The sequence below is a fragment of the Paenibacillus sp. FSL R5-0517 genome (genome assembly GCF_037974355.1).
Classification (GTDB): Bacteria; Bacillota; Bacilli; order Paenibacillales; family Paenibacillaceae; genus Paenibacillus.
Map to the genome: position 1 here is coordinate 4,134,648 of NZ_CP150235.1, position 19,863 is coordinate 4,154,510.

Below are 19,863 nucleotides of genomic sequence, written 5' to 3' on the forward strand. Positions count from 1 at the left end.
GGATATAACTGGAACTCCTGGTTGACCACCGTTGACATACAGCAAAGTTCATTCATTTGATCTCATTCAATTGAGACAGCAGAATCTCAAGTTCCTCTTGCTCCAGATGACGCCATTGCCCCCGCTCCAGTTGATCCAGCGTAATATTCATAATTCGGATGCGCTCCAGCTTCAATACTCGGTACCCCAAAGCTTTGCACATTCTGCGGATCTGCAGATTGAGCCCCTGTGTCAGAATAATACGAAACACATGTTCACTTTGCCTATTCACTTCGCAAGGTTTGGTCACCACGTTCAGTATTTCAACACCTTCAGACATGGACTTTACAAATTCATCTGTTATAGGTTTGTCTACAGTCACTACATATTCCTTATCATGATTATGCTCCGAACGCATCATCTTGTTCACAATGCCTCCATCATTCGTAAGCAAAATCAACCCCTCAGATGCCTTATCCAGCCTGCCTATTGCAAATATGCGAGAAGGATAATTCATATATTGAATGATGTTGCCCTCCACATGTTCTGCTGCTGTGCAGACAATACCGATCGGTTTATTCAGAGCAATGTAGACAGGTTCGCTGTCATTACGAGGAATCTCCTTGCCATCAATGAGTACCACATCGTCAGGTTCAACATTCGCCCCTTTTTCACATACCCTGCCATTGATCGTTATGCGTCCGGCTGCAATTAATCGGTTCGTTTCCCTGCGGGAGCAGAATCCCGTTTCACTTATGTATTTGTTAATTAACATGTGTCACCGCTTCTCATCTGTAATAGATCTGATGGTTCATTGAATTAAATGGTCCGTTCTTTCTTCATGCAAGAGTTAGTACCTTGTACTGATTCTCATTCCCCATCATCTCATTTATACTGATACGAAGCAATGAATGGTTGTATGAGAACACATACAACGGTTCATAGAAAAGTCAAAATACACTCTGGAAGGAGAGTATCCATGAACAAAGTTACTCGACTTACAATTGTTCCCGATGATCCAAACCTAGACTCTGGCATATGGATTGGTGGAGAAATCGCATACGTTGCAGACTGGCCGGTCAACCCTGAGGGGCAGCCTTTAATGCATCTGTTCTCCATCCATTGCAATACACTTTCACAGCATGTCGATATCCCTTATTTACCACAAGATAAATATATCTCGGTCTTCTCCACCTACTCCGCCTCCGAATACTTTCTGGACCAGGTAACCTATGCGGGAGATGAACTGGAATGGAACGAAAATATTCTCGCAGGATACACTTATGTCTCGGTGTCTTCGCATCCGCTAACTTCCGTATGTCCCATTCCACCCATTCCGTTAAGCGGCGTACGTTTGATTGAAATGGAGTTGGACGATCAGGAGTTCCCTGCATGTTCGTTTTTCTCTCCGACTTTACCAAACGGTGTGAAGGGAATTGACCACCTGCTAGAGGAATATCAACTGGTGTGCCAAATATATTCCGGAGATTTTCCTGATCCTTATCGGGATATATTGGGTCTTTCGGATGCTAACGGTTATTTATTTTTGCGAAAGGGTCTCGCGTCTTCTCACGCACCATTCGATGCAATTTTCTTTGTACAGACTGCTTAATGGCGATATGTTGAGGTCAAATACCATCATATAGAACGGCTAATCAGAACGTTTCCCGTCTACTCAGACAGGGAACGTTTTTTGATATATGCCCAGTTTACAATCCTCGTTCAATTCAAATGCCAACACTGTTAAAAGTTCATATTGATTGGATCGTATCTATCCTTTCGACACGAAATCGTTTTAGAAAAAAATGTAACACGAATGTTCAAAAATTAACATTATTTTACAATAAAAAGCATGTACATTTGGGCAATTATGGTATAAGTTATATATGAAATAAACATTAATTACATAATATAAAATTTTCATCCAATTAGGAGGCGGGCTTTTGAAAAGAATATTCGCTCTAAGCTGCGGTTTTTATCTGTTAATCGGCATAACCAGCGTTGTGCTCGGTGCACTTCTCCCTGTTTTATTGTCATATTATGAGCGCGGTTACAGTGATGGCGGATTTTTGTTGTTTCTGCAGTTTCTTGGATTTCTTGTCGGTGTACTTGTAGCTCCTGCCCTGACAGCCCGGATTGGAAGAAAAGCGATGCTTACCCTTGCCTTGATCTGTATTGTAGCCGCCTATACATTACTCGGTTTTTTGCCATCCTGGGCTGTAGTTCTCTTTCTCACAATGATCGTAGGTTTCGGTTCAGGTATCATCGAACCCTCTGTAGGTGCATTCACGATCGAATTCACTGAGAATCAGAAGGCAGTCGCCATGTCCAAGCTGGATGTCTTTTTTGCTCTTGGAGCACTTCTCATCCCCGCTGTCGCTGCTTTATTTATCTGGATAGACATGTGGCATCTCACTTTTTATGCGGTGGCCGTGTTGTCACTGGTTCTCATGTTGCTGTGGATCACTATGCCCCGGCCAGCCGCACTATATCTGGAACAAGCTGGTGAGAATACAGTGGCGCATGCCGCAGGTAAAGCCAGATATTCAAAAAAACATCTAGGTCTGCTGACGATCTTCGTCATCTTCTTTTTCATCTACATGGGACTGGAACTGGGACTGATGAACTTCCTGCCCTCCATTCTCGTAGAACGATTGCAGCTTCAGGAATCTGTCGCATCACTGAGTGTCTCCATCCTGTGGATTGCGATGATCATCGGCCGTCTTTTCTCGGGAAAAATAGCGGAAGCGGTCAACTATATGCCTTTCCTGATCTGGAGTACGATCGGCACGCTTATGTTCGCAGTGGCTATGGTATTTGTAACTGGACAGTGGGCAACGTACGTGCTGATCTTCGGTACCGGTTTGTTCATGTCAGGGCTGTTCTGTATCGCACTCGTCTATGCTAATGTTCTGATTCCCGGCATGACCGAACGCACAACCAGTATCCTGATCGCATCGGGTGGTATTGGAGGTGCAGTCTTGCAGTATGTGACTGGATGGAGTATGAGTGCCTGGCCTGTTGTGAATACAATCTGGATCTTGGCCGGATTCTGTCTGATCCTTCTTCTCACATTGATGGTTTCTCATCTATGGACTGTTAAGAATAATGCCGTAAGTGCCGCTCTCGCACAACATAGTAAGGAAATGTAAACTCCTTCATTTCTTAAGGGAGGTGATGCCCGCATCATCCGGAATTGTTGAGCTTCGTTCGAGCTAGTACACCATAATATTGGAGGAAATCGTATGCAAACTTTGACCAACAACCGCTTCGTAGCCGGAAAAGGGATTAAGTTGATTGACGATTCAGGTGTTGAATACCTCGATGGCGTATCAGGTACGTTCAATCTGTCACTGGGCTATAATCACCCACATGTAGTCAGCAAAATTCAGGAACAAGTCGGCAATCTGACGCATATGTCTTCCTCCTTCACTGAACCATACGTAAATGAAGTACTTGATCACTTAATCGAATATGCTCCAAACGACATTAATGCCGGATGGATGCGGGATATTACCGGTTCAACTGCAAACGAATGTGCAACAAAAATTGCACAGAAGTATACCGAGTCGACAGACATCATCAGCCTGTATCTATCCCATCATGGACAGACCCAATTTGCCACCGGAATCTCGGGAAATGCCTTTAGACGGAAACGGTTCCCCAATTCAGCAGCGGCTAACGCTGTTCATGTACCTGCCCCATACTGTTATCGCTGCCCATTCAAATCCTCAAACGGAGACTGCGGCTATCAATGCGTTGAAGCTATCTCTGATGCAATAGAATATGCAAGTTCCGGCTCAGTCGCCTGCATGATTATCGAACCCATTCTTGGGAATGGTGGCAATATCATTCCTCCTGCCGGATATTTCAAACGACTGCGTAAACTGTGTGATGAGTACAACATGCTTCTCATTGCCGACGAAGTACAGACCGGCATCGGCCGTACGGGAACCATGTTTGCCAGCGAGCTGTTTGATATCCAGCCTGATATGATTACCCTTGCTAAAGGTCTTGGCGGAATCGGCGTACCTGTTGCTGCTGTATTAATGCAATCCCGATTAAATGTGCTCGAAAAGCACGAACACTCCTTCACCTCTGGAAGCAATCTGATTTCCGTAACCGCTGCCAAATCCACCCTGGAGGTGGTATCTGAACCCGGATTTCTCGATGCCGTGAAACGCAAAGGTGAAATTCTGGGTGAATTACTGCATGAATTGGCTATGAAATACCCAAGTATCGGGGAAGCTCGTGGTGTCGGGTTAATGTGGGGGTTGGAGATCGTAGGTGACGGTAATGAACCGGATACGTTAAAAACAAATGCCATTGTTGACCGTGCTTTTACAGATGAGCATCTGATCTTAAGAAGTTCAAGATATGGCTTCGGTAACGTGGTTAAGGTCCGGCCTTCTCTTACCACAACCGAGGACGAACTGGTAGAGATTGTGGAGCGGCTGGATTCGGTGCTTGCCAGCGTTCATTAAAACATTTCAATGCAACTGTTCGAAGTGGTCGTTTCGGTTACGAATCGTTCTTATGATCGCTGTTATCCACGGATTTTCTTGATTTTCCTTTCCCAAGGGAAAAATCCGGTGATAAAGGCGAACGCTTCGCTTCTCCAGAATCGATTTCGTCCCCTTCACTACTTTCGTATCTTGTCAGAAACTGCTTTAAGATCAAACGCTATATTTATATTTTATATAATTACAAGGAGGTTATATCATGCTTGCATTGGTATACAAATCGGCATGGGATGTTGCACTTGAGGAACGACCTGTCCCGGAAATTACAAGAGATAATCAGGTGTTGGTTCGTATTCGGGCGACAGGCGTGTGCGGTACCGATCTCGGTATTGTCAGTGGCAAATATCATGCGGTCCCTTCCGTCATACTCGGTCATGAGTCTGCCGGGGAAGTCATCGATGTTGGCTCTGCGGTAACGACATTACAACCGGGCGACCGTGTTGTGATTGATCCTACCTACTATTGCGGACAATGTGACATGTGCAGAACAGGCAGACAAAATCATTGTACACATAAGTCTGTTACAGAGACAGGTGTAAGTGCTGACGGGACATTTACGGATTATTATGTGACCGAAGATCGCTTTTTGTACAAATTAAAGGATCATGTGAGCTATGAGGAAGCGACGTTGACGGAACCGCTCAGTTGTATGCTAACGGGGATTAATCAGATCCATCTACTGCCGAATTTCAGAACGATCATCCTCGGCGCAGGCCCGATTGGCATTCTGTACAGCTACGCGCTCGCTTCCAAAGGTGTTACTGGCTGTCTGGTCGACATCTCGGAGGAACGCTTGGCGATTGCCGGTTCCATTGCACCAGATCGCTGGCAGGTTCATTCATCCTTCGAAAATGCAATAGAATCGCTGTCACCTGCAACCCATCAGGTTGATATGATTGTGGATACTACAGGTGTCGTAGGTACACAAGTACTCTCCCAGCTCGCCAGTGGCGGTTATCTGATGCTGGTAGGTCTGAGAGATGGAAATACGTCCTTTAATCCAAAAGAAGTCGTGGACCGCAGTCTGAAAATTATTGGCTCCATCGATTCTCTGGGCACATTCGCAACAGCACATTATATGATTGAACAAGAGATCATTCCGGCTAAAAAAATCATTACCCACTCCTTCCCGTTGGAGGATTACGAAGAAGCATTCCGCACACTTGGCTGCGATATCCAGGGGCGCACACTTCAAGCCTCTTCACATGCAATCAAAGTTGTACTGCAATCCAGCGGTTCCCGTTTCTAAAACGCAAAGCTAACCATGATAAAATAAAGTAGATTAGAGATATATGTTTACACAATCCTGGAGGAGGAATACAACATGGTAGCAAACCAAGAGTTTGGCGGACTGGGAGCGGCCGATGATGACATCATTCAAGCAGTCATTTTTGATATGGATGGTGTATTGATTGACAGCGAACCGATATATTTCGAGATTGAGCGCAGCTCTTTTGCCCATTTTGGCGCAGTCATGACCGAAGAAGAACACCATACTTATGTTGGAGTTACGTTGGAGTCCATGTGGCAGCAAGTATTGGACAAACATCAACTGACAGCTACGTTAGATGAAGTATTGGCTTATCATCAGCATAATGTGATGCAAACCATGCTGGCTCATTCCAACTTGACGGCAATGCCTTCCGTGGAACGTTGGTTAAGCTGGCTGCACGAGCAACACGTTCCCATAGCCGTTGCTTCTTCCTCTCCACGTGCACTGATTGATTTGATCATGAACAAGACCGGACTTGGGCGGTACTTTGAGGTACGAATGACCGGAGAGGAAGTCGAGAACGGCAAGCCGGCACCGGATATTTTCCTAACCACAGCTGAAATGATTGGCGCATCCCCGTCCAATTGTCTGGTGATTGAGGACTCTCGCAATGGTGTTCAGGCGGCCAAAAGTGCAGGCATGCGCTGCATCGGTTATCACAATCCGGGATCAGGCAACCAAGACTTATCCAAAGCCGATCTTCAGATTTCCAGTTACGATGAGTTATGGACCTTGAAGGATGCACTGCCCTTTGAAGGCAGATTGCCAAGCCTGGCGAAGCTACGCTGAGCAGAAGTAAGTCTGGAAGTAAACGCCTAAACATATCTATGGAAAAAACAACCCGACCCGCTTCCATTCTTTCGAATTGGAGCGGGTCGGGTTTTGCTTGCTGCAATGGGTGTTACATTAAAACACATGCTGTAATATCAATTAAACCGAAAGATCGAGACTTCCACCCAGATTGGGATGAGGAGCAGGCACAGACTTCAACATCTCCGTCATCTGCTGGCCTTGCTGCTGTGCCATGTCTTTTGTAATTGACATCACTTGCAAGCTTGCCGACTGTACGACTGAAGCTTGGCTCATTGCCATTGATAATGCTGCAATATCCATGATCTTCACTCCTTTCTCTATCTTATATATGGGCGTACTTACTTTATATCGGTCAGTAGGATTCAAATGTTGAGTAAGCCACACCACTCTACTTATATGTAAGCAGACTTCATTCGTTTTAGTTGATATGTTAAACTCATTCGGGAGCGATGATCATGTTGCCTGTCTCATTTCAATTTACATACATAACAAGTCTACTTACCCCTCAATCAATCCATACTTCACAAAACTATGATACAATCCATCTTCCTCAACTGTGCCAGTAATATCGTCTGCAATGGCTTTCAGACCTGGCTTAGCATTGCCCATGGCAATGCCGACGTTACAAAACTCCAGCATCTCGGCATCATTCATGCCATCACCGATGGCGAATGTATCCTCCTGCGACATGTCCAGATGCTTCAGCAGATCGGCGATTGCAATAGCTTTGTGAATGCCAGGGATCATCAGTTCACCACTTCCCTCACCAAAGATCGGCACCGTGCACTGAATGACTTCAAATTTGCCTTCGAACTCCTGCTTGATTCGCTCAAACGGGATCACTGCGCTCTCCAGGAAACATACTTTGTTCACGTCATCCTTGTACAGGTCGCTCTCTCCATACGTCAATCCGGCAATAAACGGGTGTGGCTTCAATTCCTTCTTCTCTCTGGCTACAGGATCATTCTCCACATCACCATAGATACGGCGTTCTAAGTGAGGTTGCAGATTACTACTCGCATACAATGCCGAATTAGATTCAAGGTAGAAGTCAATGCCGTGTTCATTGAAGAAATCGACCATATGACGAACATCTTCCGCTGTAACCCTTTTGTGATACAACACATCCTTGCCAAACTCCACATAACCTCCACCTGCACCAATCAGGCCATCGAACCCTACATCCCAGATGGAATCATAGATTTCCGCCTTGGACCGGCCTGTACATAAATAGAGCAGATGTCCATTTTCTCTGGCCTGTTTGCAAGCCTTCTGCGCTGACAACGGAATGTTTCCGTCATCATCTACCAATGTGCCATCAATATCAATAAATACAATTTTCCGCTTCATTTCTTGCATCTGCTTATGCCCCTGTCATGTAATGTTGTCTATGTCTAACCTAGCGAGTGCCGACAGGCATTTTCCTGATATAAAATTACCTATTTCGTGGTGTTCGCTGATCGATCAACTTCTCCAAAAATCCGGCAAAAGAATCCGCGTATACCTCCGGTTCCCCATTAAAGTAATCCAAACGCATCACTTTATACTCCCCAAGGTGATCAGCCGTCTGCGTATCAAAGTAGTAATATTCATCCTCGTCCGGTACAAACAGCTCCAGCTTCCCTTCCTTCTTTGCGTCTTCATCGGCAAGTCGGTATCTATACAAAATGTCAGCATCGGTATACTCTCGGTGTTCCGAAGACGTAATCGTCAGAATTTCTGTTCCGCTTAACAGCGCTTGACCATAATTCAGAAGCCACCAGCGATAGGATGGGGGTAACGAAAAGCCCAACTCTTGTTCAACTTCAACAATCCAGCTCTCTTGAACTTGATGGTTCGGGAACCAGCGTATAGCCTCGGTATGTTCCAATTTCTCAATCAGACTTGAATACATGGATAGATCTCCTCCAATACCATTGTAATGTCATTGAGTTATGATTACCTTCATCCCGACTTGTCCATATGTACAGTTTGCCAGTCATCATTTTCCTCAGCAATAACCGTAAACCCTTGACGTTTCCAGAAATCTACGGCTCCTGGCAAGAAGCGATGTGTATGCAAGTAGAGTGTAGTATAGTGCATATCCTTCACCACATTCTCCAGTTCTTTTACCAGCATGGACCCAATGCCATATCTGCGATACGCAGGATCTACATAACATTTCACAATTTCGGCTGCAGATTGGGCTGCATATCGACCGTCTACGGCCTGAATACGTCCATCATACGGTAATATTCCAATCGTTCCGACGATGCCCGCATCCCCCATCATTGCAACAAGAAAAATCGATTCATTGGATACCAAATAATGTTCAGTGAACTGCTCGAAATCCACAGGTAACCTCGTGTGATCCATCATGGGAAACACTTCTCTACGTACACGCATGGCAAAATCAATGGCATCATGAATCTGATGTGCCTGAACTGGTGTTACTGTCGGTATACTCTGAAGTCGTGTCAAAAGATCCACATTCCTTCTCCTCTATATTGGGAGCGATTTCTAGGCATTTCCTTGATCCTTCTTCATGCCATGTCAGATCGACTCTCTTCATCTCATCTTACCGAATTTGTCCCTCCCTATCAATCTATCTACACTACTAACCAAATTAAAAACATGCCCTCACAGCCTGATAGAGTTCGCATACGATAAGGCGTGTCACAATCCATGTTGGAGGGAGAAACGCTCATGTGGTTATGGTTAGGTGTTTTTGGTTTCATTTCGCTAGCAATAATCGTGTTCGTGTATCGTTTTCTGGACCAACGTGCCGAGAGCAAGTTTCACCCCCATGCTCCCAAGCAGCTCTTAGTCAAATTCAAGGAAGGTACAACACCAGATGAGATGCACACCCTTCACAAAAAAGGCAGATGTAAAGTCGCGGAAACATACGAGGATTTGGGTTGGTACCGTGTGGAATCCCGCAAAAAAATGCACCGGATCCTGAAACATTACAAAGATCATGAGTTGATTGAACATGCAGAGCCAAATTACCTTGTTGAGGCTTCCTTCACCCCTAATGACCCTTTCTTCCCTTACCAGTATAACCTGTCCAAAATCAATGCACCCGCTGCATGGGATATCACTCAAAGTAACAGCTCTGTTAAAATCGCCATTATCGACACTGGTGTACAGCTAAACCACCCAGAATTGGCTTCCAAGCTCATCCCCGGTTACGATTATGTTGATTATGATAATATCCCTGAAGACGGGAACGGACATGGTACCCATGTAGCAGGGATCGCTGCTTCTGTTACCAACAATGGTGTGGGAATCGCAGGCGCTGCACCACTTGCATCCATCGTTCCGCTCCGGGTCCTGGATAACAACGGGCAAGGAACGGTCGGTAATGTCGGTAACGGTCTTGTCTATGCTGCCAATAACGGTGTACAGGTGGTTAACCTGAGCCTTGGTGGTCCGATGGGAGACGCATTCCTTCAAGCTGCTGTGCAGTATGCCTGGGACCGTGGAGCCGTAATTATTGCTGCAGCCGGCAACGACAACACTACATTCCCGATCGTACCCGCATCGTATCCCAACGTCATTGCTGTCGCTTCAACCAATCCTTCCGATCTCAAATCCAATTTCTCCAACTATGGTTCGTGGGTCGATATGGCTGCACCAGGAGATACCATCCTATCCACCTATCTGGGTGGTTCGTATGCCTACCTAAGTGGAACATCCATGGCAGCACCACATGTGGCTGGAGTAGCCGCACTTCTCGCTGCACAAGGTAAAACCAATGCCCAGATTCGGGATGCACTATGCTTCGCTTCTGATCCAGTATCCGGCTCCGGAGTCTACTGGACTTATGGACGATTGAATGCCTATAGGAGCTTACAGGTGCCATAATACACTGACTATCCCTCATGATTGCCGGGTATATCCTTTCCCCTTTTAGAATAAAAAAGAAGGGCATCTGTATGTAAGATGCTCCTTCTTTTGCTTAAAAAGTATTCGTTGTTAAACTTTTGCCGCCCAAAGCTCTATTTCAATTTTAATCTCTGGCAGACCTAACTCCGTAATATATCCAATCGTCATTGCAGGATAATTTGCATTAAATAATTGTCCCCATTTGGCATATAAATGATTCCAATCGATTTTCTCGGTTGCCCATACGTTTACTTTGATAACATGTTCGGCCTCTAAACACTCAGATTCGAGCACTGTTTTGATATTATTAAATGTATTAGTAACTTGCTCATTCAGACTGTCCGGAAAGAGTCCATTTGCATCTGCTCCAATTTGACCCGAAGTTACGAATAGCTCTGCGTTCCTCGGAATTCTTGTAATATGCGTGTATTGTCCTACAGGAGCTGGCATATTCGCTGGATTTTTTCTGGTGATTTTATCAATTTTCATTTGGATTACCTCGTCATTCCTAAGATTTTTCTGCGTTATTTCCTAGTTTTCTTCCGGTTTCGGGCAGACTCCACCCTTGGAATAGATTTTAGAAAAAGACAGCAGTGGAGTATCCATATCCCGAAGATATAAACGCAAGTGATTTTTTCTTCATGAGTGGATGCTCCTCCCTTCTTAAGTGACAAGATTTTCTTAATTTTTTCATTATATCTAAAACCCACATTATGGGTCAAATTCGTCCCCTCATAAACAAAGAGCAATCTCGTAATAACGAGACTGCCCTTTGTCAATTCTATAGTGGCGAACACCTATATTAGAAATATTGTGCACCATTATTCGCGATAACATCTTTGTACCAGTGAAAACTCTTCTTTTTCACTCTGCGAAGTGTGCCCGTGCCATCATTATTTCTGTCTACATAGATATAGCCATACCGCTTCTTCATTTCTCCGGTACCCGCACTGACCAGGTCTATCGGTCCCCAGCTTGTGTAACCTATGAGCTCTACACCGTCTTGAATCGCTTCAGCCATCTCGGCAAAATGACTATTCAAATATTCGATGCGATAGTCATCTTCAACGGAGTCATTGTCTAACAACACATCGGTTGCCCCAAGTCCATTTTCCACGATAAACAAAGGTTTGCCATAGCGGTCATACAGCTGATTACACGTAATTCGAAGCCCCTTAGGATCAATCGTCCATCCCCATTCGGATGCTTTCAGATACGGGTTCTTCACCGAACCAAATACATTACCCTCAGTCGAATCTTTCAAAATCTCAGGGTCTGTACTGGTACAACGGCTTGCATAGTAGCTAAAACCAATATAATCCACTGTATTCTGCATCAGGATATCTGCATCTTCTGGTTGCATTTCAATCTGAATATCATTTTCTCTGAAAATTCTTTTGGTATAACCTGGATATGCTCCCTTCGACTGCACGTCGATGAAGAAGAACGACTCACGGTCTTTCTCCATAGCCTTCCATACGTCATCCGGGTTAGAGCTATATGGATAGACCATGCCAGCCGCTAGCATACAGCCGATCTGTGCACCAGGAATAATCTCATGACAAGCCTTAACCGCAAGTGCACTGGCTACCAATTCATGATGTGCTGCCTGATACAGGACCTGCTCTTTGTCTTCACCTTCCTGAAGAACAATGCCTGCTCCTATATAAGGAAGATGCAGTAACATATTGATCTCATTAAACGTCATCCAATACTTCACTTTATTCCTGTATCGATTGAATAGCGTCGTCGCATATTTCTCAAAGAAACCGATCATCTTGCGATTCTTCCACCCGCCGTAAGTCTCGACCAGATGTACAGGTACATCGAAATGACAGATCGTCACAACAGGTTCAATGTTGTATTTCAATAACTCATCAAAGACATCATCATAAAATTGCAAGCCTGCTTCATTTGGCTCTGCTTCATCCCCATTAGGGAAAATCCGTGCCCAGGCTACGGAGAGTCTCAGGCACTTGAATCCCATTTCTGCAAATAGCGCAATATCTTCCTTATACCGATGATAGAAGTCTATAGCTTCATGTGAAGGATAGAATTCCCCTGCTTTTGGCTCATACGAATCAAGGTTACCCAGAGCAATGTTCCATCGATTGGCACCAATCGGAATCAGATCTACCGTTGTTAACCCTTTGCCACCTTCCAGATAGGCACCTTCCAATTGATTCGCTGCGGTTGCTCCTCCCCAGAGAAAATTCTCCGGGAAGGCTGTACACTTTTCGTTCATTGAGGAGTTCCTCCTAAACCATCTGTAATTTCAATTAGCTTAATACCGTGATCAATTTGTCTTTCTCATGAACAGATGCATCTTTCGTTCCTACAACGTCCAGATAATTCGAAGTATTTGTGACAATGATCGGTGTAACCGTCTCATATCCTGCATCCTTAATCGCTTGCAGATCAAACTCAACAATCAGGTCACCTGCGTTAACACGGTCTCCGTCTTTCACATGGGTTGTAAAATGTTCGCCTTTCAGCTTGACCGTATCCTGACCAATGTGGATCAGCATCTCTACCCCATCATCGCTTACAAGACCAATGGCGTGTTTAGTACGATATACGGTTTGAACAATACCCGTAATTGGAGATACCACTCTACCGCTCGTTGGACGAATCGCAATCCCTTTACCCATATGCTCTCCTGCAAACGTTACGTCATTAATATCTTTCAGTGCAACGACTTCACCAGCCATTGGGCTTACGATTTCGTATCTGCTGTTCGGATTTGGATCAAGTACTGGTGCTGGTTTAGACGCTTTGTCAACCGGATCTTTGAAACCAACAACATATGTCAAGATGAAACCAAGGATGAATGCAATAATGGTTGCTGCAACAGTCCAGAAGAATACGGAATTCATTCCTTCTGTAGGGCTTACATAGCTCGGATAACCGAAGATTCCAAGACCACCAATGATATAACCTTTAGTTCCGACAAAACCAAGGATACCTCCACCAATACCACCAGCAATACAGCTCATGATAAATGGTTTTTTCAATGGCAATGTTACACCGTAAATCGCTGGCTCAGTGACACCGAAAATACCGGATATAAACGCAGGTGCACCAAGCGTTTTAATTTTTTGACTTTTCGTTTTCAGTGTAACCGCAAGCACTGCACCAATTTGAGCAAAGGAAGCTGCAAAAGACAATGCCAGAATCGAATCGTAGCCAAGCGTTGCAAGGTTAACGAATACCAATGGAACGAGTCCCCAGTGGAGTCCGAACAATACGAATACTTGCCACAAACCGCCGATTACAAGTCCTGTAAGTAAAGGGCTCAGTCCATAAATCGAAGATGTGAATGCACCTAACAGTTGGCCCGCCCATGTCGCAACCGGTCCAATTACCAGGAAGGTTACGGGTACAATAACTAGCAAAGTACAAAATGGAACTAGGAAATTGCTGACTACTTTAGGCATAACCTTTTTGAAGAAACGTTCGATTTTAACCGCGAAGAACGTTGCTACGATAATCGGAATAACGGATGAAGCATAATCCATTAAAATAACCGGGATACCTAGAAACTCGATCCGAATCGGTGATTCGAACAAAGTGCCTGCAAACAAAGTGTATAACGGTTCTCCAGCACGAATTCCCGCAAGTGTTGGGTAGACTAACGATGCACCAATAGCCATACCTAGGAATGGACTTCCACCGAATTTTTTAATAGCTGTGTATCCAAGGAAGATCGGGAAGAAGTAGAATAAGCAATCTCCTATGGCATTCAATAAGGCATACGTACCAGCAGTATTGTCGATCCAACCCAGCGACACGAACATCGCCGTGAAACCTTTGATCATCCCTGTGGCTGCTAGTAAACCAAGAACTGGCGTGAACACGCCGGAGATCATGTCTACAAAACGGTTAAAGAGATTTCCTTTAGGAGCAGAGTCTACTTCATTATCATCAATCTGACCTTCAGCAGACAAATTTCCCGCTTTAACAACTGCTTTATATACATCCGGCACTTCGTTGCCGATAACAACTTGATACTGTCCACCACTCTGCATGACGGTAATAACACCTGGCAGATTTTTAAGTTCTTCCGTTTTGGCTACGCTTTCATTTTTTAGTTTAAACCGCAGCCTTGTTACGCAATGGAATACACTGTTTACATTCTCGCGACCACCTACACGTGACAGAATGTCCTTAGCTAATTGATCGTAGTTGCTCATTGTAATTCTCCCTCTCTAAGTGAACTCCCCATTACTTTTGAAACAAATAAAACCTGAACCACTGAACATACACAACATACCGGATCTTCCGGAAATCAGTCGTGTTATTCAGCAATTCAGGTTTTGCCCTTAACGGTTGCAACCCTGTAAGGCTGTACACATTGGTATTTAATTATTTTACTAGTGAAAGTAATTTGCATGCCATATCCTCTGAACTGAGGATGGTCGGAATTGCCTGATTAAACAGTTACAACCCGATTGATGTATGCGCTTACTTCTTGAACTCATCATAGTACATCTGAACTACGTTTGCAACACTTATTTTAATAAATTATTGAATAATCATCAATGACCTGTCGTTCTAACAACATGAATATATTTACCGGTCAATTCATGACGTTCCATGCATTGTTTCTGATCGGAATAACATAGAAATGACCCGCAAGAGATCACTTTTTTTCAACGTGTGCAGCTTGCAGGTCTTTATAAGATACGGACAAAATTAACCAATAATCGTAATCAATTTATCTTTTTCTTGCACTTCACGATTTGTTGTCGCAACGACGTCCAAATAATCAGCAGTATTGGTTACAATAATCGGTGTGACGGTCTCATATCCCGCCTCAATAATAGCTTGAAGATCGAATTCAACGATCAAATCGCCAACACTCACACGATCCCCGTCTTTTACATGTGCTGTAAAATGCTGACCCTTGAGCTGTACCGTATCCTGACCGATGTGGATTAGAATCTCTACACCTTGATCATCTACAAGTCCAATCGCATGTTTGGTACGGTAAATCGTCTGTACCACACCATTAATCGGGGATACGACTCTTCCACTGGTTGGACGAATCGCAATACCTTTACCCATATGTTCACCAGCAAAAGTAGCATCATCAATTTCTTGCAAAGGAACCACCTCACCCGTCATCGGGCTGGCAATTTCATAACGATTGTTTGGATTAGGTTCAAGTGCAGCCTTCTCTTCTTTTACTGGCTCAGGAGCCTGTTTTGCAGCCTCTGGATTAGCAGGATCTTTGAATCCTACAAAATAAACGAGAACAAAGCCTAATACAAAAGCAATAATCGTAGCCATCATGGCCATCCAGAATTCATAGTTGATCCCTTCTGTGGGACTAATGAGCGCTGGAACACCGAAGATGCCTGAAGCAAATACAAACATTTTGGAACCAGCGAATCCAATAATACCTCCAGCCGTTGCAGAAGCAATGCAGCTCATAATAAATGGTTTCTTCAACGGCAAAGTTAGGCCATAAATTGCAGGTTCCGTTACACCAAAGATACCAGATACAAAGGCAGGAACACCCAGTGATTTCAGTTTGGTATTTTTCGTTTTAAGCATAACGCCAAGAACGGCACCAATCTGAGCAAAGGAAGCAGCAAACATCATGGCCAGAATCGGATCTGCTTTCAGTGTAGACAGATTCAGCAACATGATTGGTACAATTCCCCAGTGTAAACCGAAGATAACCAATACTTGCCACAATCCACCAACAACAATACCGGTTACCAATGGACTCAATCCATAGATGCCTGATACCCCAGCACCAATCAGCTGACTAGCCCATGTCGCAATTGGACCAATCAAGAGGAATGTTACAGGTACAACAATCAGAATGGTAAAGAATGGCGTGAGGAACGTTCTCACAACAGAGGGAATAATCTTTTTGAAGAACGTTTCTACTTTTGCTCCAAAATAGGCAGCTATAATAATCGGAATTACGGATGAGGAATAACTCATCAGGATAACAGGAATACCCAGGAACGTGATATGAATCGGTGATTCAAACAATGTGCCTGCAAACAACGTATATAACGGTTCCCCGCCACTTAGACCGGTTAAGGCCGGATATACAAGTGATGCTCCGATGGCCATCCCGAGGAATGGAGATCCACCGAATTTTTTCATTGCCGTGTAACCCAAGAAGATAGGGAAGAAATAGAATAGGCAGTCTCCTGCAGCATTCAACAATTGATATGTTCCCGAAGCCGGGTCCAGCCACTCGAGAGAAGTAAACATGGACAAGAAACCTTTGATCATCCCTGTTGCAGCAAGCAAACCGAGAATCGGTGTAAATACACCTGAGATCAAGTCGATAAACCTACCCAGAAGACTTTCTTTTTTGCCGGAAGATTCAGACCCATCATCACTAGAGACTGGTCCATCAGTATTCATATTGCCAACCTGTAGCAAGGCTTTATACACATCAGACACTTCGTTACCCACGACAACCTGATACTGCCCACCGCTTTGCATGACTGTTATGACTCCGGGCAGATTTTTGAGTTCATCTGTTTTGGCATTATTGTCATTTTTTAATTTGAAACGAAGTCTGGTTGCGCAGTGCACCACGCTGTTAATGTTCTGTTTACCACCAACGCCAGACAGAATGTCTTTGGCTAATTGCTCATGTCTCATGAAGTTACTTTCTTCCTTTCTGGTTAGAGACGGATTCGAAACCTATTGGAGAGAATAAAAAAACCTGAACATCTGAATGTACGGAACATCCGGTTAACGGTATGTTCTATCATTCAATCGTTCAGGTTTTGCCCTAGTGGTTGCAACCCTGCAAGCTGATCTATAGGATTATTCAGAAGTTGCATTCACAACTCTCTCAATATGAATCGTTAAGTACATGATTTCTTCGTCAGTTAGTTGATAGGTGTAGTTGCTTTCAATGAACTTCTTGATTTTCTCCGAGCACTTGTGCGCTGCTGGATACTTTTTCTGAATCATCAGGAACAGTTCATCGTCGTTGTTGCTCTTGTAATGTTTTCCCTTCACCAAACGTTGAGCGAAAAACTTCAAATGCGTCACAAAGCGATAGAATGTCAGTGAGTTCTCATCAAAATCAATCTTGAAATGATACTTGATGATCGTCAAGATTTCCTGCATGACCTGCGTCATACTCTTGATGTTGGGCATTTCCTCGTTCAAAGCTGCATTGACAAAGTGAAGTGCCATAAAACCGGCTTCGTCCTCGGGCAGAATTACGCCAAACTGATCACAGATCATGTTGAGCGCTTCCATTCCTACTTCGTATTCCTCTTTGTATAACTGCTTCGTCTCCCAGATCAACCCGTTGCGTATAGGCAGATTCTTGCGATACCGCTCAATGGCAAAGTGAATATGGTCTGTGAGGTGCAAGTAAATGCTCTCATTCAGTTTCTTGCCAAGTTTTAATTTGGCATAAGCGATGATTTCCTCAGACACTTTCATGTATTCCAAAGGAATGCTTGAGATTAATGCCTTGAAGTTTTCCTGAATATCTTCATTCTGTAAAGTAAATATCTTATCGATATGCTGCTCGGAAACCATATCACCCGCCCGCTTCTGATAAGCAATCCCCCGGCCAATGATAATAACTTCCTGTTGTTCGTCATTCATGGCAACTACAGCATTATTGTTCAGCACCTTCTCGATTTTCACTTTATCACTCCAATATACAGAAAAAGACAAACCAGTCCCTTTTCTCAAGGTAAACGGCTTTGCCTGATTCAACAGTTACAACCCGATATGTTGTACGCGCTTCCCTCATAATATTACAAAGTTCTACACAGTGCAACAAAAAGATAATATCTTATTAAAATGACTCCCGATCTAGGTAAATATACTCACAAGCGTAAGCAAAACAAGAATCATTTTACAATAATTTACGATTTATTGTTTTTGCTTTCTTTCTCCAGTTCCGCTTCAATTCTTCGATTAATGATATCCATCTGTTCTGAATCCAAACGATCGACTTGCTTGTATTCTTTATTCATCTCGTACTCCTGCGCCTCGCCTTTGTTCATTAACCCCAGATGATTCTTGATGTCTCGGATATCATCACGCATATGCATCGTCTGGCGATATTGGTCCACAACAAGTGCAAAAATAATGCCACCTGCCACTATTGGACCTAATGGGAACAAGTAACATAAAACAAGTCCTATGAGCAAAAATATAACAAAATACATGTGTAATGCCCCTCTCTATAAACTATCTTTTCTGCTAAGGTAGCTGGGTCTCAGCTTACAAATTGAATCGTGTCTAAATAAGCTTTGCCACTTTTCACTTGGATATTAGCTTTATCATTTCATCCAAAATAAGCTTTTCTTCATACAGGCCATCTAATATCTGATCTCTGATCCTAAATAAAACATCCCGGTCCTTGGTTATGTTATATCTTAAAGACAAGTTTTTTATAATTTCGAATCTTCTTAGGATGTCTTTGTAACTTTCTGAGACATGTTCATATTTTAGTTCGTTTACATGGATTAAGTAATTAATTCGACTCAACATTAGTTTCTTGTGCTCCAAGAATAAATGAAACGCTCTTTTGTCTAGTAGTTTGTTTTCATCCTTTATCATTTTATCTACTGAAAATAATATTGCATTTTGACCAAACAGAGTTTTTTCTTTGAAAGAAACATCCAGTGTAATAACTGAATTGAGATAATTTTCAATGGACAATATAATTTGGGGAAGATTTAAAGTATATTCCTCCTCCTCTTTCTTACTTAATAAGTGAATGTTGAGAAAAAAATGATTACTTACTTCGATTGCGTTATGTCCCTGTGCAATTTCTTCAAATGTACATTCAGTCTGTACATATTTCCCATCAGATAAATTGTCGGCTATCAAAAACTTCTTACTTTCTGAATTGAACCCATAAATAAAGATCTCATGTACATGAGACCATTTTAGATAGGCCTTAGAAGCAGATATGAAATATCGATCAACATACAAGTAAACATAATGACCCAATTTTATTGAGTCCACTATGAAATCTACTATTGAATCCCACTTACTTTCGATAACGAAACGAGGAACTATATGATGATTTAACCAAGGACAATTATCCAATAATAAATGATGGTTATCAAAAAAAAACGTATCCCAATCATACACATATCGAATTTGAATAAAATTATTATAAAACCAGGGGAAGCACTTTTTATTGTTAGATATAATAGATGAAATACTACCATAAACATTAAATGTGTTGATAATAGTATCTTGAATGGGTAATTCAATTTTCACCATCATAACGTCTCTCCCTAGACATTGTTGTTAAACCTTAAGCATTCTTTTAAGCCAGATTATAAAGCAAAAGTTCACATGTTAATATATAAGAACGGGTAAACACTCCCGATCATTTGCATTGAATTTAGTGTGCCTTTCCACGCGACCCTCTCCGGCAAAAAT

18 protein-coding genes are annotated in these 19,863 nt (G+C 43.2%); 6 read left to right on the forward strand and 12 right to left on the reverse strand.

The window, feature by feature from the left end; translation table 11 throughout:
• Positions 1-52 precede the first annotated feature (52 nt).
• A complete protein-coding gene (locus MKX40_RS18275; RefSeq protein WP_339234728.1) occupies positions 53-754 on the reverse strand; it encodes a pseudouridine synthase in 702 nt (233 codons plus the stop codon).
• A 204-nt stretch (positions 755-958) separates the two neighbouring features.
• Between MKX40_RS18275 and MKX40_RS18280 the strand changes: the two genes are divergently transcribed.
• The 5 genes from MKX40_RS18280 (at position 959) to MKX40_RS18300 (ending at position 6,564) form a co-directional block, all read left to right on the forward strand.
• Positions 959-1,591 (forward strand): DUF1963 domain-containing protein, encoded by a 633-nt coding sequence (locus MKX40_RS18280; RefSeq protein ID WP_339234731.1) that lies wholly within the window; start codon positions 959-961, stop codon positions 1,589-1,591.
• A 331-nt stretch (positions 1,592-1,922) separates the two neighbouring features.
• Complete coding sequence (locus MKX40_RS18285; RefSeq protein ID WP_339234734.1) at positions 1,923-3,131, forward strand: MFS transporter; 1,209 nt, start codon at positions 1,923-1,925, stop codon at positions 3,129-3,131.
• A gap of 93 nt (positions 3,132-3,224) precedes the next feature.
• A complete protein-coding gene (locus MKX40_RS18290; protein WP_339234737.1) occupies positions 3,225-4,463 on the forward strand; it encodes an aspartate aminotransferase family protein in 1,239 nt (412 codons plus the stop codon).
• A gap of 238 nt (positions 4,464-4,701) precedes the next feature.
• A complete protein-coding gene (locus MKX40_RS18295) occupies positions 4,702-5,751 on the forward strand; it encodes an alcohol dehydrogenase catalytic domain-containing protein (RefSeq protein WP_253438041.1) in 1,050 nt (349 codons plus the stop codon).
• Between the two features lie 75 nt (positions 5,752-5,826).
• Positions 5,827-6,564, forward strand: a complete 738-nt coding sequence (locus MKX40_RS18300; protein ID WP_339234740.1) for an HAD family hydrolase — start codon at positions 5,827-5,829, stop codon at positions 6,562-6,564.
• Positions 6,565-6,705: 141 nt separating this feature from the next.
• On the opposite strand, the gene MKX40_RS18305 is transcribed toward MKX40_RS18300, so the two are convergent.
• The 4 genes from MKX40_RS18305 to MKX40_RS18320 all read right to left on the reverse strand — a co-directional run bounded on the left by MKX40_RS18305 (position 6,706) and on the right by MKX40_RS18320 (position 9,057).
• Entirely contained in the window at positions 6,706-6,888 is a 183-nt protein-coding gene (locus MKX40_RS18305) for a YjfB family protein (RefSeq protein ID WP_105599263.1), read from the reverse strand.
• 198 nt (positions 6,889-7,086) lie between these two features.
• On the reverse strand, positions 7,087-7,947 hold the full coding sequence (locus tag MKX40_RS18310; protein WP_339234745.1) for a Cof-type HAD-IIB family hydrolase: 861 nt from the start codon (positions 7,945-7,947) through the stop codon (positions 7,087-7,089).
• 76 nt (positions 7,948-8,023) lie between these two features.
• A complete protein-coding gene (locus MKX40_RS18315; RefSeq protein WP_249912364.1) occupies positions 8,024-8,482 on the reverse strand; it encodes an SMI1/KNR4 family protein in 459 nt (152 codons plus the stop codon).
• 50 nt (positions 8,483-8,532) lie between these two features.
• Complete coding sequence (locus MKX40_RS18320) at positions 8,533-9,057, reverse strand: GNAT family N-acetyltransferase (RefSeq protein ID WP_339234748.1); 525 nt, start codon at positions 9,055-9,057, stop codon at positions 8,533-8,535.
• A 216-nt stretch (positions 9,058-9,273) separates the two neighbouring features.
• Here MKX40_RS18320 and MKX40_RS18325 point away from each other — a divergent pair, with 216 nt between their 5' ends.
• Positions 9,274-10,434 (forward strand): S8 family peptidase, encoded by a 1,161-nt coding sequence (locus MKX40_RS18325; RefSeq protein WP_091020575.1) that lies wholly within the window; start codon positions 9,274-9,276, stop codon positions 10,432-10,434.
• Positions 10,435-10,545: 111 nt separating this feature from the next.
• Here MKX40_RS18325 and MKX40_RS18330 read toward each other — a convergent pair whose 3' ends face one another.
• The 7 genes from MKX40_RS18330 to MKX40_RS18360 form a co-directional block, all read right to left on the reverse strand.
• Complete coding sequence (locus tag MKX40_RS18330; protein WP_339234752.1) at positions 10,546-10,944, reverse strand: RidA family protein; 399 nt, start codon at positions 10,942-10,944, stop codon at positions 10,546-10,548.
• A gap of 313 nt (positions 10,945-11,257) precedes the next feature.
• Positions 11,258-12,700 carry a 6-phospho-beta-glucosidase gene (locus tag MKX40_RS18335; RefSeq protein WP_339234754.1) on the reverse strand — a complete coding sequence of 481 codons (1,443 nt, stop codon included), beginning with the start codon at positions 12,698-12,700 and terminating at the stop codon, positions 11,258-11,260.
• A 34-nt stretch (positions 12,701-12,734) separates the two neighbouring features.
• On the reverse strand, positions 12,735-14,648 hold the full coding sequence (locus tag MKX40_RS18340; RefSeq protein WP_339234756.1) for a beta-glucoside-specific PTS transporter subunit IIABC: 1,914 nt from the start codon (positions 14,646-14,648) through the stop codon (positions 12,735-12,737).
• Positions 14,649-15,150: 502 nt separating this feature from the next.
• Entirely contained in the window at positions 15,151-17,091 is a 1,941-nt protein-coding gene (locus MKX40_RS18345; RefSeq protein ID WP_339234759.1) for a beta-glucoside-specific PTS transporter subunit IIABC, read from the reverse strand.
• 168 nt (positions 17,092-17,259) lie between these two features.
• Positions 17,260-18,102: a PRD domain-containing protein gene (locus MKX40_RS18350; RefSeq protein WP_253438078.1), complete on the reverse strand. Its 843-nt coding sequence runs from the start codon at positions 18,100-18,102 to the stop codon at positions 17,260-17,262.
• 224 nt (positions 18,103-18,326) lie between these two features.
• On the reverse strand, positions 18,327-18,632 hold the full coding sequence (locus MKX40_RS18355) for a hypothetical protein (protein ID WP_339234761.1): 306 nt from the start codon (positions 18,630-18,632) through the stop codon (positions 18,327-18,329).
• Between the two features lie 94 nt (positions 18,633-18,726).
• On the reverse strand, positions 18,727-19,704 hold the full coding sequence (locus MKX40_RS18360; RefSeq protein ID WP_339234764.1) for a hypothetical protein: 978 nt from the start codon (positions 19,702-19,704) through the stop codon (positions 18,727-18,729).
• Positions 19,705-19,863 lie beyond the last annotated feature (159 nt).